16 protein-coding genes and 1 pseudogene are annotated in these 20,610 nt (G+C 42.7%); 14 read left to right on the top strand and 3 right to left on the bottom strand.

Annotated elements, in window-relative coordinates; all coding sequences use genetic code 11:
• Window positions 1-1,053 precede the first annotated feature (1,053 nt).
• The 14 genes and pseudogenes from IXB50_RS09525 to IXB50_RS22940 form a co-directional block, all read left to right on the top strand.
• On the top strand, window positions 1,054-2,256 hold the full coding sequence (locus IXB50_RS09525) for a glycosyltransferase (protein WP_215608725.1): 1,203 nt from the start codon (window positions 1,054-1,056) through the stop codon (window positions 2,254-2,256).
• A complete protein-coding gene (locus IXB50_RS09520) occupies window positions 2,249-3,568 on the top strand; it encodes an oligosaccharide flippase family protein (RefSeq protein ID WP_215608724.1) in 1,320 nt (439 codons plus the stop codon). Before IXB50_RS09525 ends, IXB50_RS09520 begins: the two co-directional genes overlap by 8 nt.
• Window positions 3,569-3,695: 127 nt before the next feature.
• Window positions 3,696-4,913 (top strand): hypothetical protein, encoded by a 1,218-nt coding sequence (locus IXB50_RS09515; protein WP_215608723.1) that lies wholly within the window; start codon window positions 3,696-3,698, stop codon window positions 4,911-4,913.
• A 61-nt stretch (window positions 4,914-4,974) separates the two neighbouring features.
• Window positions 4,975-5,832, top strand: a complete 858-nt coding sequence (locus IXB50_RS09510; protein WP_215608722.1) for an FkbM family methyltransferase — start codon at window positions 4,975-4,977, stop codon at window positions 5,830-5,832.
• A 111-nt stretch (window positions 5,833-5,943) separates the two neighbouring features.
• The gene (locus IXB50_RS09505; protein ID WP_215608721.1) at window positions 5,944-7,050 is read left to right on the top strand and encodes a glycosyltransferase family 4 protein; all 1,107 of its coding nucleotides are present in this window, start codon (window positions 5,944-5,946) and stop codon (window positions 7,048-7,050) included.
• A gap of 6 nt (window positions 7,051-7,056) precedes the next feature.
• The gene (locus IXB50_RS09500; RefSeq protein WP_215608720.1) at window positions 7,057-8,238 is read left to right on the top strand and encodes a glycosyltransferase; all 1,182 of its coding nucleotides are present in this window, start codon (window positions 7,057-7,059) and stop codon (window positions 8,236-8,238) included.
• A gap of 100 nt (window positions 8,239-8,338) precedes the next feature.
• The gene (locus tag IXB50_RS09495; RefSeq protein ID WP_215608719.1) at window positions 8,339-8,965 is read left to right on the top strand and encodes a sugar transferase; all 627 of its coding nucleotides are present in this window, start codon (window positions 8,339-8,341) and stop codon (window positions 8,963-8,965) included.
• A gap of 37 nt (window positions 8,966-9,002) precedes the next feature.
• Complete coding sequence (locus tag IXB50_RS09490) at window positions 9,003-9,620, top strand: acetyltransferase (protein WP_216867632.1); 618 nt, start codon at window positions 9,003-9,005, stop codon at window positions 9,618-9,620.
• 174 nt (window positions 9,621-9,794) lie between these two features.
• The gene (locus tag IXB50_RS09485; protein WP_215608718.1) at window positions 9,795-10,460 is read left to right on the top strand and encodes a formyltransferase family protein; all 666 of its coding nucleotides are present in this window, start codon (window positions 9,795-9,797) and stop codon (window positions 10,458-10,460) included.
• Between the two features lie 29 nt (window positions 10,461-10,489).
• Window positions 10,490-11,464, top strand: coding sequence for an ATP-grasp domain-containing protein (locus IXB50_RS09480; RefSeq protein WP_215608747.1), 975 nt, complete (start codon window positions 10,490-10,492; stop codon window positions 11,462-11,464).
• A gap of 181 nt (window positions 11,465-11,645) precedes the next feature.
• Window positions 11,646-12,305: an HAD family hydrolase gene (locus tag IXB50_RS09475; protein ID WP_215608717.1), complete on the top strand. Its 660-nt coding sequence runs from the start codon at window positions 11,646-11,648 to the stop codon at window positions 12,303-12,305.
• Window positions 12,306-12,355: 50 nt separating this feature from the next.
• Window positions 12,356-13,480: a DegT/DnrJ/EryC1/StrS family aminotransferase gene (locus tag IXB50_RS09470; RefSeq protein ID WP_215608716.1), complete on the top strand. Its 1,125-nt coding sequence runs from the start codon at window positions 12,356-12,358 to the stop codon at window positions 13,478-13,480.
• A gap of 140 nt (window positions 13,481-13,620) precedes the next feature.
• The gene (locus IXB50_RS09465) at window positions 13,621-14,628 is read left to right on the top strand and encodes a glycosyltransferase (protein ID WP_215608715.1); all 1,008 of its coding nucleotides are present in this window, start codon (window positions 13,621-13,623) and stop codon (window positions 14,626-14,628) included.
• Window positions 14,629-14,671: 43 nt separating this feature from the next.
• Window positions 14,672-14,848, top strand: a pseudogene (locus tag IXB50_RS22940) (IS256 family transposase); the annotation flags it as partial.
• 96 nt (window positions 14,849-14,944) lie between these two features.
• Here the strand turns inward: IXB50_RS22940 and IXB50_RS09460 are convergent.
• The 3 genes from IXB50_RS09460 to IXB50_RS09450 form a co-directional block, all read right to left on the bottom strand.
• Window positions 14,945-17,197 carry a GumC family protein gene (locus IXB50_RS09460; RefSeq protein ID WP_215608714.1) on the bottom strand — a complete coding sequence of 751 codons (2,253 nt, stop codon included), beginning with the start codon at window positions 17,195-17,197 and terminating at the stop codon, window positions 14,945-14,947.
• A gap of 74 nt (window positions 17,198-17,271) precedes the next feature.
• On the bottom strand, window positions 17,272-18,327 hold the full coding sequence (locus tag IXB50_RS09455) for an SLBB domain-containing protein (RefSeq protein ID WP_215608713.1): 1,056 nt from the start codon (window positions 18,325-18,327) through the stop codon (window positions 17,272-17,274).
• Between the two features lie 568 nt (window positions 18,328-18,895).
• Window positions 18,896-20,605: a ShlB/FhaC/HecB family hemolysin secretion/activation protein gene (locus IXB50_RS09450; RefSeq protein ID WP_246564327.1), complete on the bottom strand. Its 1,710-nt coding sequence runs from the start codon at window positions 20,603-20,605 to the stop codon at window positions 18,896-18,898.
• Window positions 20,606-20,610: the final 5 nt, after the last annotated feature.

The following is a 20,610-nucleotide window of genomic DNA, read 5'->3' as shown; positions in this document are numbered from 1 at the left end:
TAATGACATTGTCAACAGCAAGCGAAAGGAAATCTGCCCAAACAGTCTTATCTGCCCGTACAAATATGCCTGAGATATTCAGAAAAAAACTGAACGACTCAACGCCTAGAAAAAAATTAAGGAAAAATCAGAATGGCAGATTTTCTCTCCTAACCAACTTCTCTTACTATTTAATGTTAAAGCTACAAGCGATTGTCCTTAAAGGGGTTAGATTCGAACACGAAATCCATCTATGAACCAACTATAGTGTTCTTTAGACATCAAACAATCAATTATCGAATCGTAAAGTTGAAACCTCTATAATAAAAACAAAACTTACTAAATATAGCAGTAAACTGGTCAAGACATCCGATAAATTTGCGAAATCGAAGATTTTCTAGCTATTTGGTGTTTCTATTGAATAGGCATCAGAGTTATCGGTATGTCCTAGCCTAGTAGCCCCCATCTTGCTATATAAAGCGTACATAGCTGAATCCTAACAAGAATTCAGCTATTCCCCCATAGCCTTTATGTGAGCTTTACAAAACTATCTGGCTAAATCCAACGCATCCTTAAATACTGACTTAGTCGATGATGCAAGCAACACAACCATTTTAGATAAGGTCCTCAAGGTAAGCTATGAGCAACCGGGACAGGGGTGGGTGATATCGCTATATGTAAATGTATCAAAGTACACCGTTTGTTCATAGACCAAATACTAAGTGCATAGAAATACTTACTAAATGTACGCTACCTAACTTAAGAATTTAAATCTTGAACAAAGACTAATTGCTTTTGGTTGACTGGGACGGTCAGTTCAAGATAGGAAGATTAGAACATATACAGATACAATGATTAATATTTGGGCGTACAACTTTGGCATAAGCCATTATCAGGAGTTCGTAACTGTCACTGTTAAGTCAGTGGTTTTAGCCTGACGATATCTAAGGTTTTAAAATCGTAAGATGTTCAAGTTATATATAAGCTATAAAGATCTATCACGACAAACGTTTTAGTGCTTTTTAAAGGTCCATTACACAACAGATACTATTAGATATAGCTTTATAACTTTCCATGCATATTTTAGTGATTCCGTCTTGGTATCGTGCCTCTAAGAAAGATACCCAGGGGAGTTTTTTTCGTGAGCAGGCATTGGCCCTTTTCAAGCATGGTCACCAGGTAGGTATCATCCATTCCCAGCATCGCTCTATGCGTCAATGGCAGAGTGTTGTATCGGGCCGGTATGGATTTGAGCACGAAGACGATGGCGGCATTCCTACCTTGAGAATGCATAGCATGACTTGGTTCCCTAGGCAGATTCCCTATCTTAATTATCTTCTCTGGGTCCATGATGGCTTAAAGCTCTATAGGCGTTATGTAAACACCTATGGTAAGCCTGATGTAATCCATGCGCATGCCATGATTTATGGAGGGCTGTTGGCCTGGAACATCCAGACTCGCTACAAGGTTCCCTTTGTTGTTACAGAGCATGGTACAGCCTATGCCCGTGGACTGTTTGCCCCATGGGAGATTCGTTTAGCGTCTAAGGCTGTCGCTGATGCAGATTGTCGCCTAGCAGTGAGCGAAGCATTTTGTGATGAGATTTCAACGTTTTTAGGTAGTCATTGGCAGGCTTGTCCCAATGTTGTGCCTGTAGCCTTCACCCACTATCCGTTGGCTCCCCAAAAAAAGGCTGATGAGCCATTTGTTTTTATTAAAGTTGCGTATCTCTCCAACAAGCGCAAACGTATTCATCTTTTAATTACTGCATTTTCCCAGGCATTTAAGGATGATCCAAACACCTATCTAAAAATTGGCGGTGATGGTACGGAGCGAGCCAATTTGGCAGCCTTAGCCAACGATCTGGGTGTGGCTGATCGGGTGATTTTTTTGGGCGCATTGGAGCGTCATGAAGTGCGAGACCATGTAGCTGAATCGGACACACTTGTGCTAGCTAGTCAGTATGAAACCTTTGGTGTCGTAATTATTGAGGCCCTGGCCTTGGGCAAACCTGTGATTGCCACTCGCTGTGGTGGCCCCAATCGAGTGGTCCGGCCCCAGGATGGATTATTAATCCCGCCAGATGATGTGGAGGCCATGGCTCAAGCAATGCGTTATATCAAAACAAACAGACATCAATATGATGCCCAAGAGATTCGTCAGGCATGTATTGACCGCTATGGTGAAACCGCTATTGCAGAGCAATTAGAGGCCTTTTATGACCAGACAATCAGTAGAGCTGATGGCAAGCAGGAACTAGCTCAAAATTATGCATAAGCTTGGTCTAAAACGACTGATTCAGAATTCTGTTGGGACCCTGATTCGGCAGCTGGGTGCTGGAGTTCTGCAGCTTTTTACAGTTATTGTTATTGCTCGATCATTAGGGCCCGAGGGCAATGGTCAGTTTGCGATCGCACTCCTCCTCCCCACCATATTGTACCAATTCCTGGCAATGGGTATGCCTACGGCTAATGCTCACTTTATCAGTAGCAACAATGTATCTGTCCGTACCGCCTTTGACACCAGTGTCAGATGGTTCACGTTTTTAGTCCCAGTGGGTCTTGCCATCGGCGCTCTATCCATATGGCTAGCTGGGAGCCAATGGTTCCCAGGTGTTGCCAGCAACACCCTCTGGTTAGCCCTAGCTATTTATCCCATATTATTGCTACAAGTATTTTTGGTGTCCATCTTTCAGGGACTCCAAAACTTTAAGGCATATAACATCGTTCTCCTGTTGCAGCCCGCCATTGCCCTGGTGCTTTCCCTTGCCCTAGTAGCCATTGGCCTGGGAAATGTCACCGCCATGATGGCCGCTTACCTGGTGGGGGCACTGGTCGCCCTGGCAGCCTCCTACCTGATGCTCTATCACCAATTATATCGAACAGCATCAATTGACAGCGAGATTCAATCCTATGGCCAACGGATTATTCGCTATGCGCTTAAGTCTCATTTAGGCATTGCCCTGGCGTTTTTTAATTACCGGGTGGATGTCTATCTTCTTAATCTATTAGGAGATACAGCAGGTACCGGTCTCTATGTGATTGCCACACAAATGGTGGAAAAACTGTGGTTGCTCTCCGCTGCGGTTGGTGTGGTCATGTTACCCCTGCTATCCCAGCTGGCCTCCGAAGAGGAGAAAAGACGTAAGCTGACTCCTTTGATGTATATCTTTGTCCTCAGCCTTACAGGCTTGGCTGGCATTGCCACAGGCATCTTAGCGGTACCGATCATATCTATGCTGTTTGGAGCTGACTACGCTGACTCTGCCCTGGTTATGCAGCTGCTATTGCCAGGGGTGGTCGCCTGGAGTGGAGCCCGTGTTCTGGCCCATGACATTGCGGCTCGTGGCAAACCAGAGCTCAACATCTACATGAACCTTGGAGTACTGTTAATCAACGTTATTGGCAATATCCTATTAATTCCCAAATATGGAATGAGTGGGGCTGCCGTGGCCACCACGGTCGCCTATATTCTCTTTTCCGTCCAAATGACTTTTGTCTATACCAAGGTTGCTAAAACCAATTGGAAAAGTGTCCTAGTCGACTTCATTGCCTTCAACAAAGAGAAGATAGGTAGTTTACTATCATAGATATCAAGTTTTTACCTTAGATTTGAACAACATCAGATAATCCTGCCTCCTGGAAATCACTAGTCTAAAAATTATTAGACAATGTACTTATATCTCAAATTTATATTTCAACGGCCTCTCTCTTACCATGGGCAACATCCTATCTAAACTGGATAAAGAAAAGATATTTGTACTCCTAGTTTTAATAGGGTTATCTTCTGGTTCGTCATTTTTTATTGTCTCAAGTGCGCTCAAGCCATCCCAGAGCCTCCCCGTCATAGCCACCATGATTCTGCCCATGGCCCTGGCAGTCAGGTGTTTTCTCTATGACCGGTTGATGTTTTTGACAGTGCTCTATGTCTTGCTTGCCTTTGTTTACAACATCATTAACTCAGGCAAAGACCAATGGATCGATCTCTATTACATCTTGATGATCATCCATTCCTATATTGCGGCCAAGATCAGCGTCAATCTCATTGAAAAAAAGGAAACGTTTCCCTTTTTAGCACCCTTAATTGCCCTGAGCGTGGTGCTACTGCTCTATATCTATGAGTTAGGAACAGGCACTGTCCTAAATCTAGGGTCAACGGGTGTACCGAGTTCAATGTTCAACAATCCGAACGATCTCGCTACTTATCTCCTCGTCTTTACCCCTCTACTAATTTATTGTATCAAAACTTTATTTCCAGGATTCCTATCCACCACACTGATGTCCTCCTTCATCACCCTGTGGATTCTATCCTTAGGATCAAGGATTTGTATTCTAGTTTTACCAGTTCTTCTTCTATTAAAATTTCTTTACTCTGGCAATATTGTGCTGCTGTTTGTCACCATTGCAGTGCTCTGGTTTGGGGGGCTATTTCTCAGTCAAATGGACTGGGAAACCATCCTGGACAATCTCAGTTACGCAGACAACCCTTTCATTTCTAGAACCGCTGAACGACTTCACTTATTTTTGTTCGATACTGGCGGTGATAACTCCCTATCGTACCGACTTGAGAGCTATCAATATGCGTTTGGTCATATCCACACTACTGTCCTGGGAAGTGGCACCAAAAATTATGGGTCTTTTTACTATGACGGGTTTGGAAATGACGCTCTCCTAGCAATCAATCCCCATAGTTTCATCATTGAAAATATGATTGCGTTTGGTTGGTTAGGCACGCTCCTAATCGGCCTTTTATTAGGCTATATTTTCGTAGTTTTTATAACTAATAGAAAGTATGCTTACTATGGTGTCAGTACATTCATTGCATTTGCCTTGGCCAGCAATGTGCCATCAACAATTGTGAGGATCCCAATTTTATTTTTTCCTCTATTTTTCTTTGCCCATTTATGTAGATCAAGTACGATGGAACTGGATTAAATTCAAACGATCCAGCAACATAACTCTTTGGCAGAAAAAAATTTAGGCAAGAATATTAGCTATGTTAAAGAAAGAAATATTGAGAAAGTTAAAAAGAAAGGCAATATTGCTGAACTATATGACCTTTAAAAAGGTCATCAAAATTGAAGATAATGATATTAAGATTCCGACAATTTCAGACCTAAGTTGCACTCTAACAGAAGCTTGGATGATTGGGCTCTTAAAACATCTTTTAAGAAAAAAGCAAGGGGCTTTCTTTGATGTTGGCATAAATCTTGGGCAAACCTTGATAAAGGTAAAAGGGGTTGAACTCAAAAGAAAGTATATCGGTTTTGAACCAAATCCAACTTGTGTCTTTTATGTGAAAAAACTTATAGAAAAGAATCAGTTCGAAGATTGCACCATTGTTCCAGTTGGACTCTTTACTGAAGATAAGATGCTTTCATTGGAATGCTTGACTGATTCCGAGTTTGATTCTTCGGCTTCCTTAATTGAAAATTTTCGTTCAGGCCAAACGATTTATCGTAGAATTCTCGTTCCTTGTTTTCGCTTCGAGAACATAAGGGATACAGTGAATTCTGATAACGTTGGCATCGTCAAAATAGATGTTGAAGGTGCAGAATTAGAAGTTGTTAAAAGCTTATATCAATTACTTAAGACTCAGCAGCCCATTGTTTTGCTAGAGATTTTGCCGGTTTACTCAACTGAAAACACAATGAGAAAAGAGAGGCAAGAAGAATTAGAGAGGATATTTAATGAACTAAATTATTCATTTTTTAGAGTAGAGAAAGACAAGAATACCTTTGTCGGATTGAAAAAAATTGAAAATATTGGAATTCACTCTGACTTAAATCAATGCGATTATGTATTTATGCCAAACGAATTGGTTTCAGAAATTCAAAATATTGCAAGAGAATAATCTCTTACGATGGACTAACATCAAGCCTATATTTTCTTAAGGTAAGACTATTTCAAATGCTGCAGAGACAACTTATTTAAGATTTCTAGGAGACGCTTTTAAAAATTAACCATGCTAATTTTACTGATCAGTTCCATGAAGGGTTTGGGCGGCACCGAGCGATCCACCCAAACATTATCAGAACTTTTAACAGGCAAAGGTCATGAGGTTCATCTTCTGGGTGCTCATGGGCCACTTTGTGATGATATTGAGAACCTAGGGGTTAAGTATTTTGATGTGGAAACCCATGCTAATAGTGTGGGAGGTAATATTCAGTTTCTCAACAAGTTGGTTGAGTTATTAAAAACCTATCCCTATGACTGTGTTCATCTGCAAATGGCCAGACCAGTTCCCATAGCAGTTTTGGCAAAACAACTTGCAGGCTCCAAAACAAAAATCATCTGGCATTCTCGTGGTGTCCATGCTTCTACCTATCAATATGTACCCCGCTTGTTTAGCAGCCTGGGTGTACGGGCCATTGGCAATTGCAAGGCTGAACAAGAAAAGCTAGTGCGCTATGGTTTTCGATCCGACCGGGTAGGGTTTCTGTACAATCCTTGTCGGATTGAGCATGTCCGTGGATCGAGATCTCAATTTCGAGAGCAGTACGGCTTTCAAGACAAAGACATCGTCATTGGGTCCCTATCCCGTCTAAACCCTGCCAGAGGTGTCCACTATGCCATCAACTATTTTGATGAGCTTTGTCAAAAACATTCCCAGTTGGATCGCACCTATCTGTTAATTGCTGGTGATGGAGAAGAACGCAAAAACCTTGAAAAACTTGCGGCCAAGACTAGCGTCGCCAACCGGATCAAATTCATAGGTGGTATTAAAGACACTCAAAATTTCTACGCGGGCATCGATTTATTTTGGAACCCTGTCGCTTTTAAAAAAGAAGAGTCTGCAGGTACCGGAAATACAGTCATAGAAGCAGCCTTTCAGAGGGTGCCCATGGTTTCCCATGATTGGGGTGGAGTCACCGAAATTGTAATTGACGGGATCACGGGAGGCGTTGCTCCCGTTGGAGGGTCAACAGAGTTTGTTGAAAAAACAGTTAACTTATTAACGGATAAAGAGTTTCAAAACAGCGTTGTCGAAAAAGCTTTTGGCCATGTGTCTAAACTAGTCGGCAGTGCAGCCTGTGTGGAAAAAGTTGAGCACTACTACCTAAAGCTCTAGATCTCTATGAAAAAGATTCTTCTTGTTGCCCCCTTTGTCTCATTACCAGGGGAACCTTGCTTTAATCGCTTCTTGTATTTATGCTATCTCTGGTCGACAAACTATGACGTCACACTAGTAACCAGTGCTTTTTGCCATCCCACGAAAACAAAAAGAGAGCGAGGCAGCAAGGATTTTCAAGATCTACCCTTTAAACTCACTCTGCTAGATGAGCCTGGCTATAAAAGTAATGTCTCATTCAGCCGGATTTATAGCCATGATCGATTCCATAAAAACTTTGAGTCCTGGTTATATCAAGAACTTGAATCAAACTCAAAATTTGATATTGTCTACTCAGCTTTTCCTCTGATTGCTACCAATATCACACTTGGCAAAGTCAAAAAGAAGTTTGGATTTAAATTCATTATTGATGTACAGGATGTGTGGCCAGACTCGATTTTCGCTGCACTTCCTTTACTCAAAGAGTTTGACTTTTTACTTGCACCACTGCGAGAAAAAGCTCATCGTGCCTACGGATATGCGGATGGTATTGTGGCGGTTTCAAAAACCTACCTGGATATGGCTCAAGCACGTAATCCTCACACTCCAGGGTTTGTTGCATATCTAGGATCTGACTATCAGCTAATCGAGTCCATTCATCCCAAACCCTTAGATAACTCGATAATCAGGTTCGTATATATCGGTACACTCAGTCACAGCTACGATATACAAACTGTCATTAAGGGATTTGGGCAAGTTCGAGCTCAGTTTCCCAATGCAGAATTACACATTGTCGGGGATGGACCTGAGCGGCATCAGCTAGAAACAAAATCAGGTGACGGCGTATTTTTCCATGGCTATATGGCCTATGAAGACATGGCTGCTTTTGTCAAAGCATGCCATATTGCAATCAATCCAATTGTTGGCAATGCTCTCCAATCCATTACAAATAAGCTATCTGACTATATGGCATTTGGCTTACCGATAATAAGTAGTCAGAAAAACATAGAAGCTATAGAACTAATTAAAGCTAGAAATGGCTATCTATATGAAGCAGGTTCTGCAGAAAGTTTTGCAGAAATTGCTAGCAAGACAATAGTAGAGAATCCGCATCAGATTAACAATAAACACAAACCTGATGATATCGATGCTTTATTTGATAGGAGAGTAACCTATCCCAAGATTACAGATTTTATTGAAAGCGTGTAATTCTTAGTCAAATAAATACTATTTAGACTGGGACTTTAGACACTCTTTAAATACCGTTTTTTGTCCACCATTAGACTTAATATATAAATGGAAAAACGTTATGATATCTACACGGAAAGCGTTGTGTTATTTTGTAAAGCAGTTAGTAGATCGAACAATAGCCGCTATTTCTATTGTAATATTATCTCCTGTCTTTATTGTTATTAGTATACTCGTATACTTCTCTATGGGAAGCCCCGTCATCTTTACCCAAGATAGACCTGGACAAAACAATAGGATTTTTAAGTTCTATAAATATAGAACCATGACCAACGAACGAGATGCTAGGGGGATACTACTTCCAGATTCAAGACGCTTGACAGGCATTGGACAGTTCCTACGTAAAACAAGCCTCGACGAGTTACCTCAGCTTTTTAATGTCGTTAAAGGCGACATGAGTTTTATTGGCCCCCGTCCTCTACTAGTAGAATATCTACCGCTGTACTCCCAAGAACAAGCTCGTCGCCATGACGTTCCACCTGGCATAAGTGGTTGGGTCCAAGTCAATGGACGCAATTCTCTCGATTGGGAGGAAAAATTCAAACTTGATATTTGGTATGTAGATAACTGGAACCTATGGTTGGACATTAAGATTCTCATTCTTACCTTTGTCAAAGTTCTTAAGAGAGATGGAATCTCCCATAAAGGCCATGCAACAATGGACCGATTTAAGGGATCAACATCTTAAAATATGAATATAGAATCAATAGGAAAAAATTCTTATCATGAGAATTTACCTGTATGGATGTAGTGGTCATGCGAAGGTCATTTTTGACATTTTACGTTGTTGTAATCGAGAGGTAGCTGCGTTTTTTGACGATGCTCCTCCCGAAAATAGTTCTCACCTACATGATGTACCTATTTTTAACACAAGCCAGCTATCCAACATCGATCCTTTGCAAAGTCGTTGGATAGTGGCTATTGGCAATAATTCAGATCGAAAAAATATTGTTCAAAACCTAGCTTCTAAAGGATATACGTTTACAACAGCAGTACATCCATCGGCTCAAATCGCTAAAGAAGTTAAGATTGGAGCAGGAACGGTTGTAATGGCTAACACGGTTATAAATATTGATTCTGTTATTGGCCAACATGCCATTATCAATACAGGCGCAATTATTGATCATGACTGCCAAATTTCAGATTACGTACATATTGCTCCCTCCTGTTCGCTATGCGGCAATGTTTGCATCAAGGAAGGGAGTCTTTTAGGCGTAGGTACTAAGATTATTCCCAGTGTAGAAGTGGGAAGATGGACGATCTGTGGTGCTGGCTCAGTTGTCGTAAAATCAATGCCCTCCCACTGTGTTGCCTATGGAGTTCCAGCAACCCCCAGAAAATAAACCCTAGGAGACGACTGCCAGGACTCAAAGGGTAGATAGATTCATAGAGCATCTCAATAAAAGGTTTTTGATGTTCTCCAAATAGAGAGAGAAGCGATACAAAAATACTTCACTATTTCAATCGTCAAATAAGAGCTCGCCTCGCTATACAAGCCTAGTAAAAAGGGAATGTCAATGGATAAGCAAGAAAGTTCGATTCTTTTTCTGGGAAAGGAAGACGACTGGCATGTTAATAAAGCATTAGAGTTTTGTCAGCTAAATTTCACTGACGTTGTTGCTAGTGTTGGCAAATGGGGAGATCCTCTACCGGAAAGCATTCATTCTTGGCAAGGCGACTATATCATTAGCTATTTATCTCGATGGATTGTTCCAAAACATCTGCTAGAAAGAGCATGTGTTGCAGCAATTAATTTCCATCCAGCGCCCCCAGAATATCCTGGCATAGGCTGCAATAACTTTGCATTGTATGAAGAAGCTAAAGAATATGGTGTCACTTGCCATCATATGGCTCCTAGTGTCGACACAGGAAAAATCATAGCTGTTAAGCGTTTTCCATTATTAGCATCAGATACTGTTTCAACACTTCTTTCTAGGACATATGACTATCAGCAGATTTTATTTTATGAGATTTTAAATCATATTTTCAAAGGAGAGAAGATCCCAACTTCTGAAGAACAATGGACAAGAAAACCCTTTAGTCGAAAAGAGTTCAATAAGCTAAGCAAAATAGAGCTTGATATGCCAAAGGAAGAAATTTCAAAAAGAGTTAGAGCAACTAACTTTGGAATTTGGAAGCCTACGTTGGAAATACAAGGCTTTACGTTTGAATTAAAAAATTAAAGGCCATTTAAAGGATGCCTAATTTAATTATGAACTTACTATTTACTAGCGCTGGCAGAAGGGTCTCCCTCATTAGAAACTTTAAAACCTCTATGGAAAAGCTGAATATTAGAGGCAATATTATTACAGCAGATCGAAAAAAAGATGCTTCTGCATGCTTTGTATCTGATTATTCGGAGCAAGTCCCCCCAGTCAGTGATCCAACCTACATTGATGTCCTCTTAAAGATATGTCGTGACTATGAAATAACGTTATTAATTCCTCTGATTGATCCAGAACTAAGTCTACTATCTAGACATTCTAAACCCTTTGAGGATATAGGAATTAAGCTGCTAGTATCAAGTCCAGAAGTCAATAAAATCTGTATCAACAAACGGGTTACCTATGATTTCTTCAAATCTAATCATATTTCTACTCCACAACTATATTCTTTAGAGGAACTATCCAAAGAAAACAATAGGATTTCTTATCCTCTAATCATTAAGCCTGCTAACGGAAGCTGTAGCATCAATGTAAATAAAGTCCATAACTTCAAAGAACTGATTTTTTTTCTACATCACACTCAAAATCCTATTATTCAAGAATATATTTCAGGCGAAGAATATACTTTGGATATCTTAGTTGATTTTGAAGGAAAGGCCAAGGTTGTGGTTCCCAGACTTCGCATGGAAACCAGAGCCGGTGAGAGTAGCAAAGGCATAACAGTTAAAAATTCGGCTTTAATTGAAGCGGGTAAAAAAGTCGCCGAGTCACTCCCAGGAGCCATAGGTTGCATTACAGCTCAATGCTTTCTTACTAAGGAAGGTGACATAAAATTTATAGAAATCAATCCTCGTTTTGGGGGAGGATTTCCACTTTCCTATCATGCAGGTGCAGATTTTCCCGGATGGATTCTGGCTATGGCTCAAGGGCAAGAACTTCAGGTATCAATTGATGAATGGAAAGATGGAATAGTCATGCTACGATTTGACGATGCCATATTTACAACTAAGAATAAGATTTAAGAAATAGTCTATTTTTATGGTTTTTATATTGATTTTTATCCTCTAAAATCATCAAATAGAATAAGGATAAGGTTTGGCAGTTAAAGCTTAAAATAGCTAGCTTTCTATCCATAATTTTTAACCTTTACCTTAAGGGTGATTTATTCATTACCAGCAGAGTTTAACACCAGAGTGGCTGACTATGAAATTTTTAATTTTCGATCTGGATGACACTCTCTTTTCTGAAAAAGAATTTGTGTTAAGCGGGTTTCAAGCTGTTGAGAAATGGCTGTCTGATTCTTGTCAGATCTCTGGCTTTTACGAAGTCGCACTCAATCTTTTCGAAAGCGGTGTTCGAGGTAATACGTTTAACCTAACGTTACTTAAATTAGGTATTGCGGAAGATAAAAGCTTAATTCAAAACATGATTGAAGTTTATCGAAATCATAAGCCACGTCTTCATCTCCATGAAGATGCTCAATGGTCAATTAAGCGTTATCAAGATAAATCTCTTGGTCTGATTACAGACGGATTCCTGCAAGTGCAGAAAAATAAGGTTGAGGCGTTAGGCCTTAACACATATCTTGAAAATATTATTTATACAGATACTTATGGTAGAAAGAACTGGAAACCTAGCCCTTTGCCATATCTAGAGATGATGAGGATGAAGGATTGTCCAGGATCAGACTTAACTTACGTTGGTGATAATCCTAAAAAAGATTTCATAACGGCTAGGCAACTTGGTTGGCAAACGGTTCATCTTTGTCGTCCTGATGGAGAGTATTCTGGAGTAAGCGTTGACAAAACTCACCAGGCTGATGTTCAGATTGAGTCTCTCTATGAGTTGAGTAAACTTCTTTGATTTCGACATCTCTGATATCTTCTAAATTTTGATCCTTCCCTATTCGTCCCATGAAGCCTCACATCTTGCTTTCTCCGCCCCATATGGGTGACAAAGAGTTTGCTTTTGTCAAAGAAGCCTTTGACACTAATTGGTTGGCTCCTGTTGGCCCCCATATCAATGCCTTTGAAGAAGAATTTTGCCAAATAACTGGGGCGAAAGCAGCGGCAGCAGTGTCTTCTGGGACGGCTGCATTACACTTAGCACTGCGACTTTTAGACATCGGATCAGGTGATGATGTTATTTGCTCTTCTTTGACATTTATCGCCACGGCCAATCCCATTCTCTATCAAGGAGCAAAACCTGTCTTTATAGATAGTGAGTCGACATCCTGGAATATGGACCCTCAGCTTGTGGTCGACACATTAAACCAAAGAGCCAAGGCTGGCAACTTACCAAAGGCGGTTATTCTTGTCCATTTATATGGTCAATGTGCAGACATTGACCCGATTCTTGAGGTTTGCCAAAAGTATGACATTCCTCTAATTGAAGATGCCGCCGAAGCTTTGGGCGCATCCTACAAAGGGAAAGCACCGGGAATTCTGGGACAGTTTGGGATCTATTCTTTTAATGGAAATAAAATTATCACCACATCCGGCGGTGGCATGTTGGTCAGCGACAACCCTGATGCCATCACCAAGGCTCGTTTTCTAGCTACTCAGGCTCGAGATCCGGCCCCACATTACCAGCATTCTGAAGTTGGTTATAACTATCGATTGAGCAATGTCTTGGCCGGTATGGGGCGAGGGCAGCTCCAGGTTCTAAAGGATCGGGTTGCAGCCAGACGACAAAATTTTGAGTTTTATCGCTCAGCCCTCGAACATCTTCCAGGGATAACATTTATGCCTGAGGCCTCCTATGGCCAATCCACTCGTTGGCTAACCTGCCTAACGGTCGATCCACAGGCTACGGGGATCGATCGCGACCAAATTCGATTGGCGTTAGCAAAGGAAAACATTGAGTCCCGACCTGTTTGGAAACCAATGCATTTACAACCTGTCTTTACGGATTGCGAATACATTGGTGGCGATATCTCAGCCCAGTTATTCCAGCATGGTTTATGTCTTCCATCTGGGTCTGCTATGACCAAATCAGATTTGGAACGGGTTACCCAAGCGATTTTAGAGCTCTACTAAAATAAGCTAAGAGCCAGGTTTAGCGCACCAAGCGGCTGTGAGCAGGGCCTATATGATTCATAGAGCAATTACTACATCTCATTTTTCGCTCCTCTGCTAAGTAATAAACGTGATTTTCATTCCCTATAAAAACCAAGATAATGTCTTCAATCAGCATATCAATTGTTATTCCTGTTTATAACGGTGGGCAAGACTTTAAAAGATGCTTAGCTAGCATTCAACAGAGCGTTCGCCCTCCTGATGAGTTAATTGTCGTCTCCGATGGAGATACGGATGGGTCCTGGCATGTGGCCGAAACGTTTGGAGCAAACGTACAGCGATTACCAACTCCAGGGGGACCCGCTCGCGCTAGAAATCTAGGGTCTCAAGCAGCTGATGGAGACATTCTATTTTTCATGGATGCGGATGTTACAATTCATCCCCAAACCCTGGGCCTGATAGCAGATGCATTTAAGCATCGACCAGATTTAACCGCCTTAATTGGTTCCTATGACGATGAACCGGGTGCTAGCAACTTTTTATCCCAGTATAAAAATTTATTCCATCACTATACTCATCAGACATCTTCAGAGATAGCGTCTACATTTTGGGGAGCCTGTGGTGCCATCAGACGTCCAGTATTTCTATCGTTAGGGGGGTTTGATGAGCGTTATCGCAAGCCATGTATTGAAGATATTGAACTAGGATATCGTCTAAAGAAAGCGGGGTATTCGATTCGTCTGTGCAAAGATATCTATGTCAAACACCTAAAACGTTGGGAGTTTAAATCACTGCTAAGGGCGGAGATTTTTTATCGGGCACTGCCATGGACAGAGTTATTATTACGCGATCGCAACTTCAATGCCGATTTAAACCTCAGCCACACTAATCGGCTTAGCGTAGTATTGACCTTTTTATTAATAGGCAGTCTGATAGCTAGTCCTATATTTCCATGGCTTATCGTTTTCACCAGTGGTTTTGCCCTGGGATTAGTGTTAATCAACCTAGACGTTTATCAATTTTTTTATAACAAACGCGGTTTAATATTTACCCTGAGAGTCATCCCCTGGCACTGGTTTTATTTTCTCTACGGGGGAGCTACCTTTGCCTATGCAACAGTCAAACACTACCTGACTAAGTTGCGTCCACTTAATTCCCAAGCAACCTAGCGCCTCTAGATTTTATCCAAGTCTCAGTCACAGCATTGATGAACGGCTGCATCCTCGAATTCGCACGTCCAACCTGCTCGAACGTTTGTTTGAAGAGTTTTGACGAAAATCTGATGAGATTGGTGCGTCCCAAAATGAGCAAAGCTGTCCGACGGTCTTTTTTCTCGTTGTTCAACGTGACCATGCTAAACATGCCCGCTCAAGCATGACGAAAAACTAAAGAGACCAACGGTATTGGGATTAAACCTAGCACCACTGTATGCCGTTGTTAACCAGAGTCACCATCTGACTCAAACAGGCCAATCCATAACACCTTTTAATAACGTCTCGACACCATTACCTCTCGATTCGAATTGCCATTCAATTCTGGCGAAACAGATTTCTCTTTAAATTGTTTTCTAGCAATCTTTACTTTAAGCCAGGACAAAAGCTCTGATATCTCAACACCATTGACAACAAGGCCTAACATTTTCTCAGATTTCTGAGATTGTGCCATCAGACTCTGAGCATAGATAGAGTCTTGACCATGGGAAAGACCAGCACGTACGACCAACAACATGCCATCGACTAACGCTCCCCCCCCCGCAGCACTACCACTAAGACTTAAGGCAGGAGTATCGAGGATAACATAGTCATAGTCTCCCTTTAATCGCTCCAACAGAATTTTCATGGCCTGAGATTCAAGAATAGCTTCTGAATAATTGGCAAATCCTGTACCCGCAAGGAAAACATTGAGATTAGGTACGGCCTCAATAATACATTCCTCAGAAGTTGCTTGACCCATCAGCACATTAAGTAGCCCTGGACAATTATCGGGTTCTAAAATCCAAGGCTGAAAAATGGACTGCTGCATCGGCTGCTGAATATTTGCATCAATCAACAGCACCCTTTTACCTGTACGTGAAAGCGCCATGGCCAAATTGCTAGCAACTGTTGATTTTCCTTCTAAAGGAACAGAGCTGGTTACAGCTATTACTTCAGCCATATGTCCCGAACCCAATGTTGCTAAGTTAGCGGCCAACATGTAATACGATTCACTGAACAAAGACTTTGTTTCTAAACCACCAAATACCAAACGAGGAACAGTTACTGTCTCGGTATCTTTTCGCAGGGGATTAAACCTCAAAGTCTTCTGATGGGATGGGATTACCCCTAATATTGACAGCCCAAAGATAGCCCTTGCTTCAGCAACACCTCGAACGGAACGATCGCTGACTTCTAGCAGAAAGATCAGGGCCAGAGCCAATAACCCACCCAACATAATGCCGCTCATAACAAACAATTGCTGGTCAGGCTCAACTGGACCTCCCAAGGATTCAGCTTGCTGAATAACCTGAACATTACCAACATTCTGGTTTTCAGCTACGCGCACCTCCTGCAAGCGCTGCAATAGCAAAGAATAAGTCGATTGGGCTGCCTCTAATTGACGCTCTAACTCTCGCTGGCTCTGCTCTAGACGTGGTAAGTCACTCGCTCGCTCTAAGTAATCGGCTTCTGTACCTTGTAGGGTGATGGCCCGATCCTCAAGGCCACGTAAACGAGAATCAAGGCGAACGTAGTCGCTAATGAGTTCCATTTCAACTGAACCAATCTGCAAATTAAGATTGGTGGGACCAGTTTGAGAACCAACAACATTACTGATGCGTTCGTTTAATAGTGCCTCTAAATTTGCTTTTTGGGTCTCCAAATCAACAATGATAGGATGCTGATCCTGAAATCTGACCCGCTCAGTCGCCAGCTGAGTCTCAACTTGCTGATAAGATTCCAACACTTGCTGAACTCCCCTAGACTGACTAACAGCAGTTGCTAACAAAGACACTTGAGGACTAATCCCCCCTAAGCGTTCAGCCATCGAATTTAGCTGAGCTTGAATATCAGACAACTCAGATACAACGTCAGTCATCCTATTTTGTAACCCGTCTAAAGAGGAGACCATCGTGCGCGCTTCTGCATCTAGAGAAATCACTTGGTTCTCTTCTTTAAATTTTCGCAATGCCGCTTCGGTCCGACGCGCCTCTTGCTCAGCAGCCGGCAACTGGTTTTCGATAAACACTCTAGCAGCTGCTGCTTCAGCCCGATTAGATAACAAATGCTCCTCTAGATAGACCGCCATGATCGCATCGACCGCAAGCCTAGCCTTTTCAGAATCCGAAGACCGATATTGCACTTCAAGAATGTCGGTATCCCGCTTGAGGTCAATCTGCAAGTTCTCTAAAAACCAATTGGGGTCATATGGATCACCTTCTTCTTCTTCCCAGCCTAATCGCTCAATTGTTTTTCGAATAATAGGGACTGTGCGCATAATCCCAATCTCAGTAGTGATGGGATTTTCCGCTCTATCCAAAGATTCCAACTGCCCCAATTCAGCGCCTAGACCGGTTAACGCTGACGTAGAGTCTCGACTTTTGAACCGAAGCTTTCCTTCAGCCTCATAGATAGGCGTCTGGCGTAAACCATAGACACTGACAGCAGCAACGGTACTGACAAAAACAACAGACGCTGGCAACCAACGTCGCTTCAACATGTGCCAGTACTGAACAATACTGATGTTTGAGCCTACTGGTTGCATAAATTTGTCCTATAAAACTTTATAAATTTCGGTTTTACACATACGAAAAAGAGCAATGTTCGCAATCCGACTCATTAATCCAATAGATTAAGGAGCAGCCGAATGGGCGATAGAATGACTCCTAAAGGTGCCAGGGCTCCCCCAACATCATCTGCTAATGCCGTGCTGGCCGATCTCCCAACTAGAACAACATCGTTATTGCGCAATGATGGGTTGCCGTCTTCATTAATACCTTGATCAAAGCCCACAGCGATCTTTCGTTGGGACACAGTACCATCTGGGTTGAGACGGACCAACTCAACCTCGTCAGTCCTCGCTCGACGTGGGTCAAAACCCCCAGCTGCTAATAAGGCCTGGTTGAGAGGTGCATTTGGAGGAACATTAACCGCACCAGGATTTGGCACCTCTCCCACTACAGTCACGCGAATACTATCAGGTGAAAAGTTTGCAGCCGATAGTTGAGTTAACTCTTCCGGAGTCAGCGTCGCTGCAGTTGGTACATAGATAGCATCACCATGACGCAACGTAATGTCGTTTTGGATGTTTCCAGTTGTCAAAACATCCCAAAAATCAATCTGAATCACCTGCTCATCTGGTGAAGCTTGAAACCGATGAATCTCAACATGACGGACATTTGCTTGGTCAGTAATGCCGCCGGACAGCTGAATCGCGTCAACCACCGTGGGCCATTCATTACTACCATCAGTCAATGAAATTTCGTAAGCACCGGGTCGATTAACCTCACCAGACACACCCACTTTAATCGGACGTGGAGCGACCAGATCAATGGAGATTAAGGGAGTTCTTAAGTAGTTGGAGTAGCTAAATTCTAGTCTCTGTTTAGCTGCCTCAAGGGTGAGTCCGGCAATGGACAACTTACCAATTAGGGGAAGATTTACAGAGCCATCCACCAAAATTTGTTTTTCACCGTCGTACTCCGGAACATTAAAAAAACTCAGGTGCAAGCGATCTCCAGAACCGAGGACATATTGACTATCATCGGAAAGCGCAGCAGGCAAAGTGGGCAACGCTGAAACACTCGACTCAAAAGCTTCTTGAGCTTGCACTTCTACTGAGAAGAGGCTTGATAGAAATATTCCAAAGTAAATAAATATAGGAACAACTTTCATATCACTAAATAACAATGGGAAAATTAAATATTAAAGAGATTTCAGAGATCTCAAATTATTTTCTTAATCTCACACTGCTAAATAAGCAGGCTTAAATTAGATAAATTAAGTCTGAAAAAACCACCATTAACGATCATTTAAGATCTGGGTAACGCTTCACTGCTCCTTAAAATGATGACATCATCGGCAGATCATTTGGAATTTAAGTTGAAACGAGCTGCCAATCCCAATAAGATTTAGGCCTGGACCAACCCAAACAGAATTCTAGCAAACACCCGTAAAACCATTGTGACTTTCAGGACAAATAGTTCTACCTAAATCAGTGAATACACCCTATTGCAATATTAGCCCTAACCTAATTAGGTTGTTTGAAGAAACTGTAGTGATCTTTACTTTAGGGACATTTTCATCATCAAAGCTTTACATAGTACATATCTCTCGCGAAAGTTAATCACAAAAGGATAATCTATCACCCACAAGCCCTAGTCATATCCTATAAGGCTTGCCTCAAACCAACGGGCACTTTTGTACTGCTTGTGGACTGTCACTGCTGGTGGATAAGCCCCATCTAAAATGGTGTATATTGAATCGAAAAGTGTAGGCCACTGTCCTGTAAGCCATCATCCTCCGTATCTAAGTCCACAAGGGGGATACCCCAGTCCAGTCGGGCAGAAAAATTATCGCTTTGCTGCCACAGAAGGCCAAAACCAGTTCCGACTAAGGTGTCGACCCCAGGGTTATTGCCGTTGTGGTTCCACACTGTCCCCACATCGATAAAGGGAGTCACCTGTAGCACCCCATCCAATTCAGGAACCCTAGCAACAGGCCAGCGTAACTCCGCTGACAGCAGCGCACCGTTATCTCGCCTCAGGGCATCCTGTCGATAACCGCGTACACTTTGACCACCACCCAGGCTAAATTCTTCTTGTGATAGGAGGTCATCTGCAGCCAGCTGCACATCTCCTCGCAAAAAGAAGAGCCGATTGTCTTTACCCAACCGCTTCACCCACTGTCCTTGACCTCGCCAGGAAAAAAACTGGCTGTCAGGAGCATCTCCTTCATTGATGGTGGCATCTAATAGATCAAGGCCGACATTAAACTGCGATCGCAACGCTAACACATGACTCTGACTCCGCTGGGTCCACTCCTGAGAAAACCGCAACGCACTGATGCGAGTGCGACCGTTCTCATCAGCGCCAGGGGATAGGGGAAACGGGCCAATATCATCCAACCCTAAACGAGTTTGACTCGACTGATGGGACAGGGTCAACCCCAGGGCAGCTGCCTGGGTAGGGGTTTCAATCAATGGATGTCGATATCCCAATTCGTAGTAGGCACTGTCAGATGAGATATCTAGCACCGCAAAATCCGAATTGATCACCCGGCTATCAGAGTAGCCAGCAGCGAAACGTAGGGTGTCATTATTGGGACTGACCGGCAGCGTGTAACTAAAGTCCACACCGTCACTACCCTCGGTATGTTTGTAGTCCAATCGAATGCGATCGCCTATGCCAAATAGGTTGCCTTCATCTACACCAATGGTTACCTGAGTCCCACCAATATTGGGAGAGCGACTATTAGCTAAGCTCGTATTCACAGCAAAGGAATCAGCCTCCAGTACCTCAATCACCAAAAGGCTCGTTCCCTGCTGCACACCAGCCTGTAAGTCAGCAGACACCGTCTCAATTAGCGGATCTAGCTGTAATCGTTGCAACCCCGCTAAAAGCTTTTCCACATTGAGGGGAGGCTGGGCCACCAAGCCAACACGACTCCGAATATAAGCGGGATCTAACCGCCGCGTACCATTGACAACAATATCTTCTAACGTTCCTTCTATAACTTGGATGGTCACCGTGTCATCCACCACCGTCTGCGGAGGGATCAGTGCGCCCGAGGTCAGATAGCCCGCCTCCACATATCTATCCGTAATTGCCGAACGCAGCTGCAAAAGATCATTAAAGCTCACCTGGCTATCACGGTATGGATCAAGCAAATCTGCAAAATCCGCCGCATCAAAAACGGTACTCCCAATAACTTTTATCTCAGCCACATAAAATGTAGCATCGCCCTCACCCAGACCATCCTCCAAGGGGGGCGGTTCATCAGGAGACAGCAGCTCATCCACTGGTGGTAATGGTGGCAGGAGCTCGTCTGGTAGAGTTTCCTCAGGGAAAGTATCTGGGGGAATTGGCTCTGGCAATGTACGTTCAGGCAGAGTAGTCCCTGGTGGGATCGAAGGTACTTGAGCCAGAAGAGCATTGACAGGTCTCTGACTCATGGCCG

Source organism: Leptothoe spongobia TAU-MAC 1115, from assembly GCF_018739885.1.
Classification (GTDB): domain Bacteria; phylum Cyanobacteriota; class Cyanobacteriia; order Phormidesmidales; family Phormidesmidaceae; genus Leptothoe; species Leptothoe spongobia.
The sequence above is the reverse complement of the archived record's forward strand: the minus strand, read 5'-3'. Positions and strand labels throughout refer to the sequence as shown.